This window comes from Burkholderia sp. B10 (assembly GCF_004368385.1).
Lineage (GTDB): Bacteria > Pseudomonadota > Gammaproteobacteria > Burkholderiales > Burkholderiaceae > Burkholderia > Burkholderia vietnamiensis.
Map to the genome: position 1 here is coordinate 1 of NZ_PQMX01000025.1, position 14,792 is coordinate 14,792.

The following is a 14,792-nucleotide window of genomic DNA, read 5'->3' on the forward strand; positions in this document are numbered from 1 at the left end:
GTGAAGGGCCGCCGCGCGGCGGCCGGCGGCAGGCAGGACCGGGCGGCGATGCGGGCGGCCGGCCGCCCGCGCGTGCTCAGATCGGCAGCAGCGACAGCAACGGCGCGATCAGCACCATCGCGACGCCCGCGATCATCATCGTGAGGCTGGACACGACGCCTTCCTCGCTGCCGATCTCGCGCGCCTTCGCAGTGCCGACGCCGTGTGCGGCCGCGCCGAACAGCGCGCCGCGCGCGAGCCGCGTGCGCATCGGCACCAGCGCGAGCACGAGTTCGCCGAGCAGCATCCCGCAGATGCCGGTCGCGATCACGAACAGCGCGGTGAGGTCCTTCGGCGCGTGGATCTTGTCGGACACCGCGAGCGCGAACGGGGTCGAGACCGAACGCGTCATCAGCGAGCGCTGCAGCTCGGGCGACAGGTGCAGCAGCTTCGCGAGCAGCAGCGAACCGCACACGCCCGCCGCGATCCCGACCGCGACGCCGACCGACAGCGACAGCCAGTGGCGGCGGATCAGCTCGCGGTATTCGTAGATCGGCACCGCGAACGCGATGGTCGCCGGGCCGAGCAGCCACATCAGCCAGCGCGTGTCGCGGAAGTACACCGAATACGGGATGCCGGTCAGCACGACCAGCAGCGCGAGCACGCCCGGCACGAACACCAGCGGCGAGAACAGCAGCGTCTTGCGGTACGCGTAGAGCCGCTTCGACGCGAAATACAGCGCGACCGTCAGCACGAAGCAGCCGATCGAGATCGCGGTATTCACCTGGTCGACGCTCAGGCGCGACAGCAGCGCATGCATGACGGGCTCCGGCTCAGTGGACCGACACGGTCGCCAGACGCGCGCGGCGGCGTTCGGCGAACATGCGTTGCGCGGCGAGCCGGCGCTCGAGCTTCGCGGCGAGGTCGACCGCGACGGCCACCGCGACCATCACGAACGCGGTGCCGGCGAGCATGACGAGCGCGATGCGCCAGCCGTCCTCGCGGAACAGCCCGCCGTACTGGACGGCCGCGACGGCCGCCGGCACGAAGAACAGCAGCATGTCGGACAGCAGCCAGTTCGCGCCGTCCTTCACCCATGCAGGCGCGACGCGCCCCGAGAACAGCAGCACCAGCAGCACGGCGAGCCCGACCACGCCGGACGGCACCGGCAGGCCGACCGCGCGCACGGCCCAGTCGACCGCGAGCCACAGCACGCCGAGCGCGGCGGACTGCAGCGCGATGCGGCCCGTGCGCGTGAGCTTGCCCGGCGTGGCGGGAAGGACGGCGACAGACGCGGTCGAGTGGCTCATGGCTGGCTCCTGCAGAGATTCGGTTGATGGTAGGAGTATAGGGTTTCCCCTAACCATAAATAAAATGACTTGTCTCTATCCTTATCATTCCAGTTCGGAATCCTGTCTGTAGATGCTGCACCAATCTGGGGAGAAGCGATGGAATTGCGCGCGCTGCGGTACTTCGTCGAAGTGGTCCGCCAGCAGAGTTTCACGGCGGCGGCCGACCGGCTGTTCGTCACGCAGCCGACCATCAGCAAGATGGTGAAGGCGCTGGAGGACGAGATCGGCTCGCCGCTGCTGCTGCGCGACGGCCGGCAAATGGTGCTGACCGACGCGGGCCGGATCGTGTTCCAGCGCGGCCAGGACGTGCTCGCCGCGCAGGCGCAGCTGCAGTCGGAGCTGAACGATCTGGGCACGCTCGGGCGCGGCGAGCTGACGATCGGCATTCCGCCGCTCGGCGGCTCGTTGTTCACGCCGATCATCGCCGCGTACAAGCAGCGCTATCCGAACATCGAGCTGAAGCTGTTCGAGCAGGGCGCGCGGATGATCGAGGCGGCGCTGATGTCGGGCGAGCTGGAGCTGGGCGGGCTGCTGGAGCCGGTCGACCCCGGCACGTTCGAGCGGCTGCCGATGGTGCGCGCGCCGCTGTGGCTGGTCGCGCCGCGCGAGTCGCGCTGGGAGGACCACACGGCCGTGCCGCTCGCCGACCTCGCGCGCGAGTCGTTCGTGTTCTACGCGGAAAGCCTCGCGCTGCACGACGCGGTGCTCGACGCGTGCCGGCAGGCCGGCTTCACGCCGTCGATCGTGAGCCGCAGCGGCCATTGGGACTTCATGGCCGCGCTGGTGCACGCGGGCGTCGGCATCGCACTGCTGCCCGAGCCGTACTGCCGGCGGCTCGACGCGCGGCAGTTCACGTGCCGGCCGATCGTCGAGCCGGAAATCACGTGGGCGATCGCGCTCGGCTGGCTGAAGAAGGGTTATCTGTCGCACGCGGCGCGCGCGTGGCTCGAGGTTGCGCGCGCGACGCTGCCCATCGCGTCCGGCGATGATCTCGCCTTCGGGGGTCTGCTCGCGCGCGAGTGATGCGGGCCGGGACATCGGCACGCGGCGGCCGTGCGGCTCATGCGTGCCGTGGGCGGTGGGCGTGGGCGACGTGTGCGGCCCGCGGCCGGTGGCCGGGCACGCGACGCCGGCCGCGGCGGGGCTCAATGCCCCATCGACGGCCCCGCGCCCTTCTTCGGCTTCGTGATCCACACGAGCGCCGCGAGCGCGATGAACACGCCGGCCGACAGGTGGAAGAAGTCGTTGGTCGCCATCATGAAGCCCTGCTGCGTGACGAGCTGGTTGAGCTGCGCGTTGGCCGTCTGCCCGACGACCCCGAGCTGCGCGAGCGCGGCCTGGTAGTCCGTCGTGTTCTGCGCATAGACGCTCACCGATTCCGCGAGCCGCGCATGGTGGTAGATCGCGTCGTTCTCCCAGAACGTCGAGCTGGCCGCGGTGCCGATCGCGCCGGACAGCGTGCGCAGGAAGTTCGACAGCCCCGACGCGCTCGCGAGCCGGTCGTCCGAAATGCTCGACAGCGTGATCGTCGTCATCGGCACGAAGAAGCACGCGACGCCGATGCCCTGCACGAGCCGCGGCAGGATCACGTGGTTGAACGGCACGTCGAGCGTGAACGTCGAATTCCACACCGACACGCCCGCGAACACGATGAACGCGAAGCTCGCGACCATCCGCAGGTCGAGCCGGTGCATGTTGCGCCCGATCAGCGGCGACAGCACCAGCGCGAGCAGCCCGACCGGCGCGGTCGCGAGCCCGGCCTTGCCGGCCGTGTAGCCCATCACCGTCTGCAGCCACAGCGGGAAGATCACGACCGAGCCGAAGAACGCCATGAAGCCGAACGAGATGATCAGCGCGCCGAGCGCGAAGTTGCGGTCGCGGAACAGCGACAGGTCGACCACCGGCTCCTTCTCGGTGGCCTCCCACACGAGCATGAACGCGAGCGACACCACCGCGATCAGCGCGAGCGCGACGATGAAGCTCGAGTTGAACCAGTCGCGATCCTTGCCGAGGTCGAGCATCATCTGCAGGCACGACACGCCGATCACGAGCAGCGCGAGGCCGATCGCGTCGATCCGCTGTTTGCTCGTGCGGGTCTCGCGGCCGCGCAGCAGGAAGTACGCGCAGGTCGCCGAGAAGATCCCGATCGGCAGGTTGATGTAGAAGATCCACGGCCACGTGTAGTTGTCGCTGATCCAGCCGCCCAGCAACGGGCCGAAGATCGGCGCGACGATCACCGTCATCGCCCATAGCCCGAGCGCGAGCCCGCGCTTCGCGGGCGGGTAGCTGCGCATCAGGATGGTCTGCGACAGCGGCACCATCGGCCCCGACACGAGGCCCTGCAGCAGCCGGAACGCGATCAGCGTCTCGAAGTTCGACGCGAGGCCGCACAGCGCCGACGCGATCGTGAACGCGAGCACCGACAGCGTGAACAGCCGCACTTCGCCGACCCGCCGCGCCAGCCAGCCGGTCAGCGGCACCGCGATCGCCGATGCGACCGAGTACGACGAGATCACCCACGTGCCTTCGCTGGTCGCGACGCCGAGGCTGCCCGAGATGGTCGGCACCGCGACGTTCGCGATCGACGTGTCGAGCACTTCCATGAAGGTGCCGAGCGCGAGCCCGACGGTGAGCAGCGCGAGCGCGCCGCCGGTGAGCGGCGCCGGTTCGGCGGCAGGGGACGCGGCAGATGCCGTGGTGGTGGACATCGGAATCTCCTAGACGCGACGCGCGCAACGCGTCGGCACAAGGCGCGGGCACACGGAACCGTGCGGCGCGACCGGGTGGAACGAATGAAGGGGCGCGCGGGGCACCTGCACGGTCATCTTCTGCCCAGACAGACAAATAAGCGAATGCTTAAACCGGAACATCGGACCTCCGCGCTCAACAGTGGGGTTCGTCGGATTCGTCGGGCTTCGGGCAGCCGGCGTCGCCGGGGCCGTTCGCGATGAAGCGCTGCAGCAGGCCGGTGAGCGTCGCGAGCTCGTCGGCCGAGAAGCCGGCCAGCTGCGCGTTCAGCGCGGTCGCGATCAGCGACGGCAACGCCCGCGCCGCCTCGGCGCCGCGCTCGGTCAGCGTCAGCTCGATTACGCGGCGGTCCTGCTCGCTGCGCGCGCGGGCCACCAGGCCCTTGCGCTCGAGACGGTCGAGCATCCGCGTCATCGAGCCGCTGTCGTACGACATCTTGCGCGACAGCTCGAACGGCGTGCGCGCATAGCCGCGCGACAGCAGCAGGATCACGCCGATCTGCTGCGCGGTGAGGTCGTACGGCTCGAGGGCGCGATCCATCCGCTCGACGAGCGCCTGCCGAGCCTTGGTCAGGAAATAACCGAGGCTCGTTTCCAGCTCGATGGTGTCGGGATCGTAAAGGCCGCCGTTCATTGCGATTGCGCGCAGCAACAGTGCGTTTCAGGACAAAACGCGCCCAGTATCTTGAAAAATGATTGCTTGGTCAATATTATTTCAGGCAACCAGTTACGACGTGCATGTCGCACCGCCGGAGACTATGTTCTGACCGCCGCGCCCGCCCTGCCGGGCACCCGAGGATGTTCCCCATGCTGTTCCTGAAAAACGCCGCCGGCGCACTGCGCCGCAACCTGACCGATACCGCTCATCATGCGTTCGCCGGCCCGCACCGCGGCTGGAAGATCGCGCTGTACGTGACGATGCTGGTGGTGCCGGGCGGCTCGCTCGCGGCGCTCGGGTTCGCGTGGTTCGATCATCGGCGCCAGCGCAGCGCGAAACGGGCCGGCCGCGCCGGGCACCGCACGACTCAGACGGCGGCACCCGACCCATCGCCATGGCGGCCCGCCGTCGATCCCCTGCCGGTGCCCGCGCGCTGCCACTGACGCGGCGCGGCGCACGCCGTCGCCGTTGCCTTCGCCGTTGAATCGGCCCGCCGCAACGCGCGGTGCGGTCGGCGCAGCCGGCCCGTTTTGCACGCAAGCCCGCCGTAACGGCCGGTAAACCGGCCTTCCGCACCGGTAACACATGCGCGCGGCCGCGCACCTTACCCTTACGGCTGCGCAGCTTTCCCGCCGTCAGTTACCATTTGTCCGCCAGCGGCTGAACGTCCGCACCGCGCGCCTTGCGCGACGCCGCTCGCCGGCCGCCGCACCCAGACAGGAACCTCACGATGCCGTACGCCTCCTTCCCGCGCGCCTTTCGCCCGCTGAGCGCCGCCGTTGCCGTTGCAACGGCCGTGCTGCTCGCCGGCTGCGCGGTCGGGCCCGACTATCACCGGCCCGACACGACGATTCCCGCCGCGTTCAAGGAAGCGCCGGCCGGCTGGAAGGTCGCGCAGCCGGCCGACCGGGCCGATCGCGGGCCGTGGTGGTCCGTCTACGGCGATTCACAGCTCGACGCGCTGATCGGCAAGCTCAACGCGTCGAACCAGACCATCGCGCAATCGGCCGCCGCGTACCGGCAGGCACGCGCGCTCGTGACCGAGGCGCGCGCCGCGTACTTCCCGACGGTCGGGCTGACGGCGTCGGGCACGCGCTCGCGTACGGGACGCGCGTCGTCGTCGGGTTCGTCCACGTTCGGCGGCGGCTCGGCGATCGGCAACAGCTACAGCGTCGGCCTCGATGCGAGCTGGGAGCCGGACCTGTGGGGCAAGGTGAGCCGCAACGTCAGCGCGCAGCGCGCCGGCGAAGCGGCGGCCGCGGCCGATCTCGCGAACGCGCGGCTGTCGCAGCAGGCGCTGCTCGCGCAGACGTACTTCCAGCTGCGCACGTCCGATGCGCTGCAGAAGCTGCTCGACGACACGGTGAAGTCGTACGGCGACTCGCTGAAGCTCACGCAGAACCAGTACGCGCAGGGCGTGGCCGCGCGCGCCGACGTGATCCAGGCGCAGACCCAGCTGCAGAGCGCGCAGGCCGCGTCGATCGACAACGGCGTCGCGCGCGCGCAATACGAGCATGCGATCGCGACGCTGATCGGCGAACCGGCATCGACCTTCTCGCTGCCGCCGAACCCGCTCGCCGAGGAGCCGCCGGTCACGCCGGTCGACGTGCCGTCCGCGCTGCTCGAGCGCCGGCCCGACATCGCGGCCGCCGAGCGCCGCGCGGCCGCCGCGAACGAGCAGATCGGCGTCGCGATCGCCGCGTTCTTTCCGACGCTCACGCTGTCGGCCAGCGGCGGCTTCCAGAGCTCGGTATGGTCGCAGCTGTTCACGCTGCCCGCACGGTTCTGGACGGTCGGCCCGCAGCTCGCGGCGACGCTGTTCGACGCCGGCCTGCGGGCCGCGCAGACCGACGCGGCCCGCGCGACCTACGATCAGGACGTCGCCGCGTACCGGCTCGCGGTGCTCACCGCGTTCCAGGACGTCGAGGACAACCTCGCGTCGCAGCGCATCCTCGCGCAGGAAGTCGACGTGCAGCGGCAGGCGGTCGCGAGCGCCGAGCAGGCGCTGGCGATCGTCACGAACCAGTACAAGGCCGGCACGGTCGCCTATCTGAACGTGCTGACCGCGCAGACCACCGCGTTCACTGCGCAGCAGAAGCTCGCGACGCTCGGCGGCCAGCGGATGGTGTCGTCGGTCGGGCTCGTGAAGGCGCTCGGCGGCGGCTGGGATACGTCGGACATGGCGCGCGAGACGGGCGGCATGGCGGCGCCCGCCGCGATGCCGGCGTCCGGCGCGACGGCCGCCGCGCCGCTCGCGCAGCAGTAACGGGAGCCGCGGCGCGGGCCGCGGCGGCTCAGCGCATCGCGTCGCCGAAGATCAGCGACACCTGGTTGTTGCCGATCGGATGTCCGAGCAGGTTCAGCAGCCCCGCGAGGTTCGCCTGCTGCTCCGGCGCCGCGTGCGCGGTGCCGCGGAACGACCCGTGGCCGGGGCCGAAGCCGCCGTGTCCGTCGAGGAACAGCGGGCCCTGCGTGGTCGACAGGTCGAGATCGGCGTCCGCGCCCTTCGCCTGCAGCACCGCGCGGTACGAGCCGAGCGGCTTCACGCGCGACACGCGCGAACTCATCGAATCGATCGTCACCGTCAGCTGGCCGAACGCGTTGTTGCCGATCAGCCGCCAGTCGGTCCAGCCGAGCCGCACGTCGCCCTGCAGGTCGAGCGTGTTGAACGGCGTGCCGAGCCCGGCGAGCAGCGAAGCGGGCACGGCCATCGCACCGGCCGACAGCACCGCGCCGCGCCACGTCGCGTCGAGCGTGACGGCATCGGGCATCGCCTCGGTCTGCCGCATGCGCATCTGCACGCGGCCGGTCAAGAGCGGCCAGAAGCGCGTGGTCCATTCGACGCGGCCCGGCAGCAGCGTGGCGGCGCTCTGGTCCGCGCCCGGCGCCAGCATCAGCGTGCCGGAGCCGTGCCACAGCGAGCCGTCCGGATCGACGAGATTCAGGTGACCGCCGGTCGCGCGCGCGAACTGCGGCGCGATCCACGCGGCCGGCGCGAGCGCGACGAGCGTGGCGGCCGTGGCCAGCGCGCCGGCCGCCAGCCACGGCAAGACGGCGACGAGCCGCCTGAGTGCCGGCCGCATCGGCCGGGCATCGCTTGTTTCGTTCACTGCGTCATTTCTGCATCGAGGGTTGCATCACGGCCGTCAGGTCGACCTGACCGTCATCCTTCAGTGCGGTGGCATGCGCTTCGCCGACCTGCACCTTGAACTGCCGGCGCGCATCGTCGAGCCACTGCGTCCATGCCGGGAACGACACGTTCTTCATCTGGACCTGCACGCCGTTGCCGACCACCTGCACCTGCGCGCCCTGCAGCCCGTGATCGGACAGCGACGCCGTGAGCGCGTCCTTCAGCGCGAGGCCGGTCGGCGCGACGCCCTGCGCGGCGGCGGTCAGCGACTTCGCCTCGTTGGCCTGCGCGGTCATCTGCGCGAGCTCGCGGCGCAGCGTCGGCAACTCGTGCTGGATGCGCGCGCGGCCTTCCTGCGCGGGCGACCACAGCACCGAATACGCGATCGCGACGGCCAGCACCGTGCCGCCCCAGCCGAGCAGCGTGCGTTCCCGCGGCGTGCGCTCGCCCCAGAACTGGGCCAGCGTCTCGTTCAGTTGTGCGGTGTTCATGAGCGGCTCCGGATCGTCCATTTGCCGGTGCTGCTGTCGACTTCGCCGGCCAGCCCGTTGCGCGCGAGACGCTGCGGGAAATCGGGGTCGACCTTGACCTCCGGCTTGAAGCCGACGTCGAGCCGCCGGTCGTGATAATCGAGCGACGCGATGCCGTTCTGCGGCAGCGCGCCCATCGAGCGCGACAGCCCGCTCGCCAGCGCGAGGAAATCGTTCGGCGACAGCTCGCCGGCCGCGAGCCGCAGCTGATCGAGCTGGCGCTGCATCTGCGCGGGCGGATCGAGCACGGTGGTCGTCTTCGGGAACGCGGACAGCAGCGTCTCGGTGATCTGCGCCGACAGCGCATCGCGCTCGCGCGACAGCTTCCACCAGTGCAGGTTCATCCCGATCACCGCGACGCCGAGCGTCGCCGCCACGAGTGCGATCGGCACGCGCAGGCGCTTCACCGTCGCGCGATCGAAGCGCCACGGCTGCGATTCGAATTCGAACTGGCAGAGATCGAACTTCTCGTCGAGCGCACGCCGCGCGAACACGTCGAACGCCAGCGGCTGCGCCCCGGGCAACAGCGCGGCGTCGCTGCGGCCGACCGACGCGAGGCGCGGCTCCGCGCCCGGCTCGCCGAGTTCGTACAGTTCGACGTCGGCGCCGCCCGCGAGCGCGGCCAGCGTGCCGCCGGCGCGGGCCGCGGGCGCGGCGAAACCTTCGCCGAGCGCACCGCGCGCGATCGCGAATTCGTAGCGCGGCGCCACGGCCGCCCCCGGCTGCGCGCCGGCTTCGACGAGCGCCGGTTCGACCGTCGTCGCGAGGCCGAGCACCGCGGCCACCGGCGCGGGCCGTGCGAGCGGCGCGGCGTCGGCTGCGAGTGCGGCGGCAGGCGCGGCGTCGCCGTCGGCGGGCAGGGCGGCGTCGGCCGTGCTCGCGCGCGGCGCGGGCAGGCAGCGCGTGGCCGGCACCGCGCTCAGGTGCCGGTGGCCGGCCGCGATGAACGCGTCGCAGATCGTGCGGAACCACGCGCGATCGACGACGGCCAGCACGCGGCGGCCGTCGGGCAGCGCGACCGGATCGAGCGCGATATAGCAGCCGAGCGGATCCTGAATCAGCTGATCCTCGACGATGTTGGGCAGCGCCTGGCGCAGCTTCGGCCCCTTGAGCGGCGGCACGGTCGCGGCCAGCAGCAGCACGTCGCGCGCGGCGACGATCAGCACCGTCGCGTTCGCGCGCGGCAGCAGCGCGAGCGCGGCGCGGCCCGCGCGCTGCACCTGGCCGGCCTTGTCCACGAGCGTGAACGGCAGCTCGGGCCACTGCCATTCCTGCAACGGCACGGCCGGCTCGCGCGGCGGCAAAGAAACAATCAGCGTGCTCAAGAGCTCCTCTCCCGAATGGCGTCGTTATAGCTGGTCGCGGATGCGCACGACCCGCGTCGAATGCGTGGTCGGATCACGATACACGAGCGAGGTGCGATCGACCTCCGCGCGATCGTGCTGGATCCGGCCGTGCACGATGAAATAGCTGGAATTGACGTCGACGAGGCTCGAGTCGATCGTCGCGTTCGGCGCACCGGCGCCGCGCAGCGCGAGCTGCACGTCGCCGGCGTTGCGGAAAAACACCGTCTCGCGGCGCGACACCAGCGCCTGCGCCGACGACACGCTCATCCCCGGCACCAGCGCGGCGATCACCTCGGCCGGCGCGGTGTTCATGTTCACCGGCGTCGTGGTCGGCAGCACGGTGACGAACGGGCGCAGCCGCGCGATCATCTCGGACGTCACGCCGTCGACGTCGAGCAGGCTGTCGACGCTCGTCATCACGAGCGGCGCCGGCCCGCGCTCGGTGTCGGACATGCCCGGTTCGTCGGTGAAGTTGCCGGCCATGTCGCCGCCGGGCACCGGCGCGGTCGCGGCCGTTCCCGCGCCGGGCAGCGCCGGCGTCTGGAAGCGCGTCGCCGAATGCATCAGCCCGGCGCGCATCTGCAGCGCGATCCGCTTCGCCAGCGCGCCGTCGTAACCGAGCGTCGCCAGCAGCCGCTGGAACGCCTGCAGCTGCGTGACGTTGAGCTGCAGCACGCCCGGCGCCGGCGACGACACGAGATTGCGCAGGTTGTACTTCGCCTGCGCATCCTCGATCGAGCCGGAGATGTAGGTATCCTCGCCGCCGTTGTCGTTCGGCGCGCCGATCCGGCCGAGGAAGTCCGACAGCTTGGTCTTCGCGATCGGCACGGCCCAGATCCCGCCGAGATAGGTGATGCCGGGCGCCGTGTCGGCTTCGGAGCGCAGGATCATGCGCGTCCAGTCGAGCGCGCCGCGCGCGACCCACTGCGCCTGCGCGAGCACGCGCTGGTTTTCGATGCGGCGGATCTGCACCTGCTGGCGCCACAGCATCCCGGAGACAAGGATCGCCGACAGCGCGACCACCAGCAGCGCGGTGATGATCGCCGCGCCGCGCTCGCGCTGCGCGCGCGCGGCGAACCGGAAGCGGGAAGGGCGGGCGCGCATCGTCATTCCCCGACCAGGAAAATGCGTGTGACCGGCACGCGCAGCGACGTCGCGCCGATGCTGACCTGCAGGCCCGTCACCGCGCGCGCGGGCGGCGCGTTGCCGATCTGCGGCACCTTCAGCGCATCGTTGTTCTGCGCCAGCGCGTCGTTGGCCGTCTGCAGGTTGGTGGTCCAGCCCACGCGCGGCACGTACAGCTTCGCGTCGATCGCGCCGACGCCGCCCATCAGCGCGACCCAGCTCCAGCCGTCGACGCTGCTGTCCTTCAGCACGTCGCGCAGGCGGTTCGCGTCGTCGAGCGGCGGCGATGCGTAGCGCACGACGCGCCCGCCGGCGATCCGGTAGCGGACCACCTGCAGCCGCGGCGCGGCGCCCGGCACGTCGAGTTCGCGCACGATCTGCAGCGTATTGCCGGCGACGCCGATCGCCGGCTGGCCGGCTTCGTCGTCGGTCGCGGCGAGCCGCGCGTCGATGCGCATCTGGTCGAACATCTGCGCGAAGACGCGCTCGTCCTCCATCGCGGAGGCGACCTTGTCGCGGCCGCGCATGATCTGGTCGAGCCCGCGCCACGCGAGGATCGCGACGACCGCGAGGATCGCGATCGCGATCATCAGCTCGATCAGCGTGAAGCCGCGCACGCGCCGCGAGGCGGCGGCGCGCGCCGGCTGGCGGCGCGGCGGCGCGTCAGAGCGGACGGCTGGTTTCATTCGCGACCACCGTCACCATTTGTGCGAGCACGCCGGCGCGCCCCGGCATGCTCACCGACACCTGCACGCGCCGGAACACCGGGTTCGGCGTGGTGCTCACGCGCTGCGTGCACACCAGCTGCACGTTGCCCTGCGAGCAGTCGAAGCTCTGCTCGCCGACCTCCGGCCACGCATGCGCGAGGCGCAATTGCGCCAGCGCGTTGTCGGCGCTCCAGCCGGCGAGCAGCCGGCGATGCAGATCGGAGGCGTTGGTCGCCATCGTGCCGACCGCGCGGATCGACGCGGCGAGCGCGACCGCGATGATCGCGAGCGCGACGAGCACCTCGATCATCGTGAAGCCCTGCGAGGAAGCGGCCGGGAAGCGCAGGCGACGACGCATCGTCATTGCACCTCGTAGCGGCCGTTGCCGGTGCCGACGATCGTCGCGCTGCCGGCGGCGGAATGCAGCGTCACGCGCACCGGCGTGTCGATGCTTTCGGTACCGAACACGACGCGGCTCGCGCGCGTGTCGGAACCCGGATAGTCGATATCGGCGCCCGTCACGCCGCCGTCCCAGTCGCGCGGACGCAGCAGATCGTCGCGCAGCGTGCGCCAGCCGTCGGGCGAGCTCACGTCGAACCGGAAGCCATGCGCGGTCGGCTGCCACGCGATCGGCCGCGCGCGCACCTGCGCTTCGTCGCCGGCCGACTCGAACAGCAGCGCGATGCGCTGCGCTTCCTCGCGCAGGTCGGTGCGCGGATTGCGCGTGAGCGACAGCGACGCGAGCGACACCAGCAGGCCCGCGATCACCAGCACGACCAGCATCTCGAGCAGCGTGAAGCCGCGCGCCTGCGCGCGTGCGGTGCGGCCGCGCACGCGGCCGGCGGCGCGGCGTGCGGCAGCGGGGCGCGACGGCGTGCGAGGGGCGGGCATGAGGGGAAGAATGCGGCGAAGGCGGGACCGGTCAGCGCGGGCTTACTGCCACGACCCGATGTCGGTGTCGTTGCCGTCGCCGCCTTCCTTGCCGTCGGCGCCGTAGCTGAACACGTCGATCTCGCCGTGCACGCCCGGGTTCAGGTACTTGTACGCGTTGCCCCACGGATCGTTCGGCAGGCGTTCGAGATAGCCGCCGTCCTTCCAGTTGTTCGGGATCGGATCGGTGGTCGGCTTCTGGGTCAGCGCGGCCAGCCCCTGTTCCTGGCTCGGATAGCGGCCGTTGTCGAGACGGTACAGCTTGAGCGCCTGCATGATCGTGCCGATGTCCTGCTTCGCGGCGATACGGCGCGCCTCGTCGGGACGGCTCATGATTTTCGGCACGATCAGTGCCGCCAGGATCCCGAGGATCGCGACCACCACCATGATCTCGATCAGCGTGAAACCGCGCTGACGGCGCACGGCCGCATTACGGCGAGTGATCCACGTTTGCATGACTACCTCTTTCCAAAAAATGTCGTCGATTGAGTGACGCACCCTGCGCATCGCGGCCGCATACCTGACGGCAGGCTTCCGATACCCGGGGCGCGGAGCACGCATTGTAAGGCGCGCATCGCCGAGGGCTTTCACTCAACGCAAATTTCATATAGATCCGTACAATAGCGCGCATGAACGCGCTCTCGATCCGGATCCTCTCCCTCGCCCTCTTCGCGGGTTTGTGCGCGACGGCCACCTACTGGGTCGTCACGCTGTCGGCCCGCGAAGCGCCGCTGCCTGCCGCCGCCGCGCGGCTGCCGATCCGCACCGAGGACGCCGCCGCGCTCTTCGGCGGACAGCTCGACAAGAATCCCGTGCAGGACATCCACCTGTTCGGCATTCTCGCGCTCGATCACGGCGGCGCCGCGATCGTCGGCATCGGCGGCGAACCGCCGCGCGCGGTGTCGCTCGGCGCGGAGCTCGCGCCCGGCGCGAAGCTCGCCGAAGTGCGCAGCCGCTCGATCATCGTCGACCGCAACGGCGCGCGCGCCGAAGTCCAGCTCCCGGCCAACACGCCGTCCCCCGCGATCTACATGCGCTGAGCGGCGCCGGCGCACGCGCCGGCCACGCCGTCACTGCACCATGTTGTTCAGCTCGATGATCGGCAGCATCACGGCCAGCACGATCACCAGCACGATCCCGCCCATCGCGAGGATCAGCAGCGGCTCGAGCAGGCTCGTCAGGAACATCGTGCGCCGTTCGAGCTCGCGCGCCTCGCCTTCGGCCGCGCGGTCGAGCATCGTCGTCACGTCGCCGGTCGCTTCGCCGGAACGGATCAGGTGCACCAGCACCGGCGGAAACGTCTTCACGTTGTTCAGCGCGCGCGACAGCGCGGAGCCTTCGCGCACGCGCACGATCGCATCGTCGATGTTCGCGCGCATCGCGCGGTTCGACAGCGTCTCGCCGGCCGCCTGCAGCGCGCGCAGGATCGGCACGCCGGCCGCGGTCAGGATGCCGAGCGTGCTCGCGAAGCGCACCGTGTTGTAGCCGCGCACGAGCTTGCCCGCGAGCGGCGCGGTCAGCACCCAGCGGTCGAACGCCAGCCGCGGCCCGGCGCGCGACAGCGTCGACTTCACGATCCACACGACGAGCGCGACCGCGATCAGGATCGCCCACCACCAGTGCCGCACGAACTCGGACAGCGCCATCATCACGATCGTCAGCAGCGGCAACTGCTGCTTGGTGCTCGCGAACACGTTGACGACCTGCGGCACGACGTAGCTCAGCAGGAACGTGACGATGCCGAACGCGATCAGCGTGACGATCCCCGGATACGTGAACGCGAGCAGGATCTTCTGCTTGAGCGCGTTGCTCTGCTCGATGTAGTCGGCCAGGCGCGACAGCACGATGCCGAGCTTGCCCGTATGTTCGCCGGCGGCGACGAGCGCGCGGTAGATCTCCGGAAAATCGCGCGGATGCTGTCCGAGCGCATTCGCGAGCGAATGGCCGCCGAGCACTTCGGCGCGGATCGCGGCCATCAGCTCGCGGATGTAGTCGCGCTCGGCCTGCTCGGTGAGCACGCCGAGCGCCTCGTCGAGCGGCAGCCCCGCGATCAACAGGCTCGCGAGCTGGCGCGTGAGGATCGCCTGCTCGCGCTGCGACAGCTTGCGGCCGAACGCGAGGCGCTGCGAACGCGCGCCGCGCGTCGCGCTGGCGGCCGGCTCGACCACGAGCGGCGTGAGCCCCTGCGTGCGCAGCTGGCCGCGCGCCGCGCGCGCGCTGTCGGCGTCGATCACGCCTTTCTGCGCACGCCCCGCCGAGTCGATCGCTTCGAAACGGAATGCCGGCAT

General features: G+C 70.7%; 17 protein-coding genes. 4 read left to right on the forward strand and 13 right to left on the reverse strand.

Translation table 11 applies throughout. The annotated features are described in order from the left end of the window. Positions 1-76 precede the first annotated feature (76 nt). The gene (locus C3Y15_RS14790; protein WP_011882758.1) at positions 77-799 is read right to left on the reverse strand and encodes an LrgB family protein; all 723 of its coding nucleotides are present in this window, start codon (positions 797-799) and stop codon (positions 77-79) included. 13 nt (positions 800-812) lie between these two features. Further along, complete coding sequence (locus C3Y15_RS14795) at positions 813-1,289, reverse strand: CidA/LrgA family protein (RefSeq protein ID WP_011882759.1); 477 nt, start codon at positions 1,287-1,289, stop codon at positions 813-815. A 138-nt stretch (positions 1,290-1,427) separates the two neighbouring features. Between C3Y15_RS14795 and C3Y15_RS14800 the strand changes: the two genes are divergently transcribed. Beyond that, the gene (locus tag C3Y15_RS14800) at positions 1,428-2,354 is read left to right on the forward strand and encodes a LysR family transcriptional regulator (protein WP_011882760.1); all 927 of its coding nucleotides are present in this window, start codon (positions 1,428-1,430) and stop codon (positions 2,352-2,354) included. A 122-nt stretch (positions 2,355-2,476) separates the two neighbouring features. On the opposite strand, the gene C3Y15_RS14805 is transcribed toward C3Y15_RS14800, so the two are convergent. Both C3Y15_RS14805 and C3Y15_RS14810 read right to left on the reverse strand, forming a co-directional pair. Further along, complete coding sequence (locus tag C3Y15_RS14805; protein ID WP_045578649.1) at positions 2,477-4,039, reverse strand: DHA2 family efflux MFS transporter permease subunit; 1,563 nt, start codon at positions 4,037-4,039, stop codon at positions 2,477-2,479. Between the two features lie 175 nt (positions 4,040-4,214). Beyond that, on the reverse strand, positions 4,215-4,712 hold the full coding sequence (locus C3Y15_RS14810) for a MarR family transcriptional regulator (RefSeq protein ID WP_011882762.1): 498 nt from the start codon (positions 4,710-4,712) through the stop codon (positions 4,215-4,217). 173 nt (positions 4,713-4,885) lie between these two features. Between C3Y15_RS14810 and C3Y15_RS14815 the strand changes: the two genes are divergently transcribed. Beyond that, positions 4,886-5,179 (forward strand): hypothetical protein, encoded by a 294-nt coding sequence (locus tag C3Y15_RS14815; RefSeq protein WP_011882763.1) that lies wholly within the window; start codon positions 4,886-4,888, stop codon positions 5,177-5,179. A 287-nt stretch (positions 5,180-5,466) separates the two neighbouring features. Next, complete coding sequence (locus C3Y15_RS14820) at positions 5,467-7,002, forward strand: efflux transporter outer membrane subunit (protein WP_011882764.1); 1,536 nt, start codon at positions 5,467-5,469, stop codon at positions 7,000-7,002. Between the two features lie 28 nt (positions 7,003-7,030). Here C3Y15_RS14820 and gspN read toward each other — a convergent pair whose 3' ends face one another. The 8 genes from gspN to gspG are packed head-to-tail and all read right to left on the reverse strand — an operon-like array spanning position 7,031 to position 12,960. Further along, a complete protein-coding gene (gene gspN, locus C3Y15_RS14825; RefSeq protein WP_059621838.1) occupies positions 7,031-7,819 on the reverse strand; it encodes a type II secretion system protein N in 789 nt (262 codons plus the stop codon). A gap of 31 nt (positions 7,820-7,850) precedes the next feature. Then, positions 7,851-8,357, reverse strand: coding sequence for a type II secretion system protein M (locus tag C3Y15_RS14830; protein WP_011882766.1), 507 nt, complete (start codon positions 8,355-8,357; stop codon positions 7,851-7,853). Then, positions 8,354-9,721, reverse strand: a complete 1,368-nt coding sequence (gspL, locus tag C3Y15_RS14835; RefSeq protein ID WP_124260014.1) for a type II secretion system protein GspL — start codon at positions 9,719-9,721, stop codon at positions 8,354-8,356. Before gspL ends, C3Y15_RS14830 begins: the two co-directional genes overlap by 4 nt. A 24-nt stretch (positions 9,722-9,745) precedes the next feature. Then, positions 9,746-10,846, reverse strand: coding sequence for a type II secretion system minor pseudopilin GspK (gene gspK, locus C3Y15_RS14840; RefSeq protein WP_034193034.1), 1,101 nt, complete (start codon positions 10,844-10,846; stop codon positions 9,746-9,748). A 2-nt stretch (positions 10,847-10,848) separates the two neighbouring features. Then, positions 10,849-11,553 (reverse strand): prepilin-type N-terminal cleavage/methylation domain-containing protein, encoded by a 705-nt coding sequence (locus tag C3Y15_RS14845; protein ID WP_011882769.1) that lies wholly within the window; start codon positions 11,551-11,553, stop codon positions 10,849-10,851. Then, on the reverse strand, positions 11,531-11,938 hold the full coding sequence (gene gspI / locus C3Y15_RS14850; protein WP_043290598.1) for a type II secretion system minor pseudopilin GspI: 408 nt from the start codon (positions 11,936-11,938) through the stop codon (positions 11,531-11,533). Before gspI ends, C3Y15_RS14845 begins: the two co-directional genes overlap by 23 nt. Beyond that, the gene (locus C3Y15_RS14855) at positions 11,935-12,465 is read right to left on the reverse strand and encodes a GspH/FimT family pseudopilin (RefSeq protein ID WP_069246096.1); all 531 of its coding nucleotides are present in this window, start codon (positions 12,463-12,465) and stop codon (positions 11,935-11,937) included. The genes gspI and C3Y15_RS14855 overlap by 4 nt, the downstream gene beginning before the upstream one ends. 42 nt (positions 12,466-12,507) lie before the next feature. Further along, complete coding sequence (gene gspG / locus C3Y15_RS14860) at positions 12,508-12,960, reverse strand: type II secretion system major pseudopilin GspG (RefSeq protein WP_045578645.1); 453 nt, start codon at positions 12,958-12,960, stop codon at positions 12,508-12,510. Between the two features lie 173 nt (positions 12,961-13,133). On the opposite strand from gspG, the gene C3Y15_RS14865 reads away from it, so the two are divergent. Continuing rightward, complete coding sequence (locus tag C3Y15_RS14865; RefSeq protein ID WP_011882773.1) at positions 13,134-13,544, forward strand: hypothetical protein; 411 nt, start codon at positions 13,134-13,136, stop codon at positions 13,542-13,544. Positions 13,545-13,574: 30 nt separating this feature from the next. On the opposite strand, the gene gspF is transcribed toward C3Y15_RS14865, so the two are convergent. Next, positions 13,575-14,792, reverse strand: coding sequence for a type II secretion system inner membrane protein GspF (gene gspF, locus C3Y15_RS14870; RefSeq protein WP_011882774.1), 1,218 nt, complete (start codon positions 14,790-14,792; stop codon positions 13,575-13,577).

What these genes read in the sequence shown, in the direction of transcription:
- C3Y15_RS14790 (WP_011882758.1), bottom strand. Translation starts at nt 799, where the DNA reads ATGCATGCGCTGCTGTCGCGCCTGAGCGTCGACCAGGTGAATACCGCG.
- C3Y15_RS14795 (WP_011882759.1), bottom strand. Translation starts at nt 1,289, where the DNA reads ATGAGCCACTCGACCGCGTCTGTCGCCGTCCTTCCCGCCACGCCGGGC.
- C3Y15_RS14800 (WP_011882760.1), top strand. Translation starts at nt 1,428, where the DNA reads ATGGAATTGCGCGCGCTGCGGTACTTCGTCGAAGTGGTCCGCCAGCAG.
- C3Y15_RS14805 (WP_045578649.1), bottom strand. Translation starts at nt 4,039, where the DNA reads ATGTCCACCACCACGGCATCTGCCGCGTCCCCTGCCGCCGAACCGGCG.
- C3Y15_RS14810 (WP_011882762.1), bottom strand. Translation starts at nt 4,712, where the DNA reads ATGAACGGCGGCCTTTACGATCCCGACACCATCGAGCTGGAAACGAGC.
- C3Y15_RS14815 (WP_011882763.1), top strand. Translation starts at nt 4,886, where the DNA reads ATGCTGTTCCTGAAAAACGCCGCCGGCGCACTGCGCCGCAACCTGACC.
- C3Y15_RS14820 (WP_011882764.1), top strand. Translation starts at nt 5,467, where the DNA reads ATGCCGTACGCCTCCTTCCCGCGCGCCTTTCGCCCGCTGAGCGCCGCC.
- gspN (WP_059621838.1), bottom strand. Translation starts at nt 7,819, where the DNA reads ATGCGGCCGGCACTCAGGCGGCTCGTCGCCGTCTTGCCGTGGCTGGCG.
- C3Y15_RS14830 (WP_011882766.1), bottom strand. Translation starts at nt 8,357, where the DNA reads ATGAACACCGCACAACTGAACGAGACGCTGGCCCAGTTCTGGGGCGAG.
- gspK (WP_034193034.1), bottom strand. Translation starts at nt 10,846, where the DNA reads ATGCGCGCCCGCCCTTCCCGCTTCCGGTTCGCCGCGCGCGCGCAGCGC.
- C3Y15_RS14845 (WP_011882769.1), bottom strand. Translation starts at nt 11,553, where the DNA reads ATGAAACCAGCCGTCCGCTCTGACGCGCCGCCGCGCCGCCAGCCGGCG.
- gspI (WP_043290598.1), bottom strand. Translation starts at nt 11,938, where the DNA reads ATGACGATGCGTCGTCGCCTGCGCTTCCCGGCCGCTTCCTCGCAGGGC.
- C3Y15_RS14855 (WP_069246096.1), bottom strand. Translation starts at nt 12,465, where the DNA reads ATGCCCGCCCCTCGCACGCCGTCGCGCCCCGCTGCCGCACGCCGCGCC.
- gspG (WP_045578645.1), bottom strand. Translation starts at nt 12,960, where the DNA reads ATGCAAACGTGGATCACTCGCCGTAATGCGGCCGTGCGCCGTCAGCGC.
- C3Y15_RS14865 (WP_011882773.1), top strand. Translation starts at nt 13,134, where the DNA reads ATGAACGCGCTCTCGATCCGGATCCTCTCCCTCGCCCTCTTCGCGGGT.
- gspF (WP_011882774.1), bottom strand. Translation starts at nt 14,792, where the DNA reads ATGCCGGCATTCCGTTTCGAAGCGATCGACTCGGCGGGGCGTGCGCAG.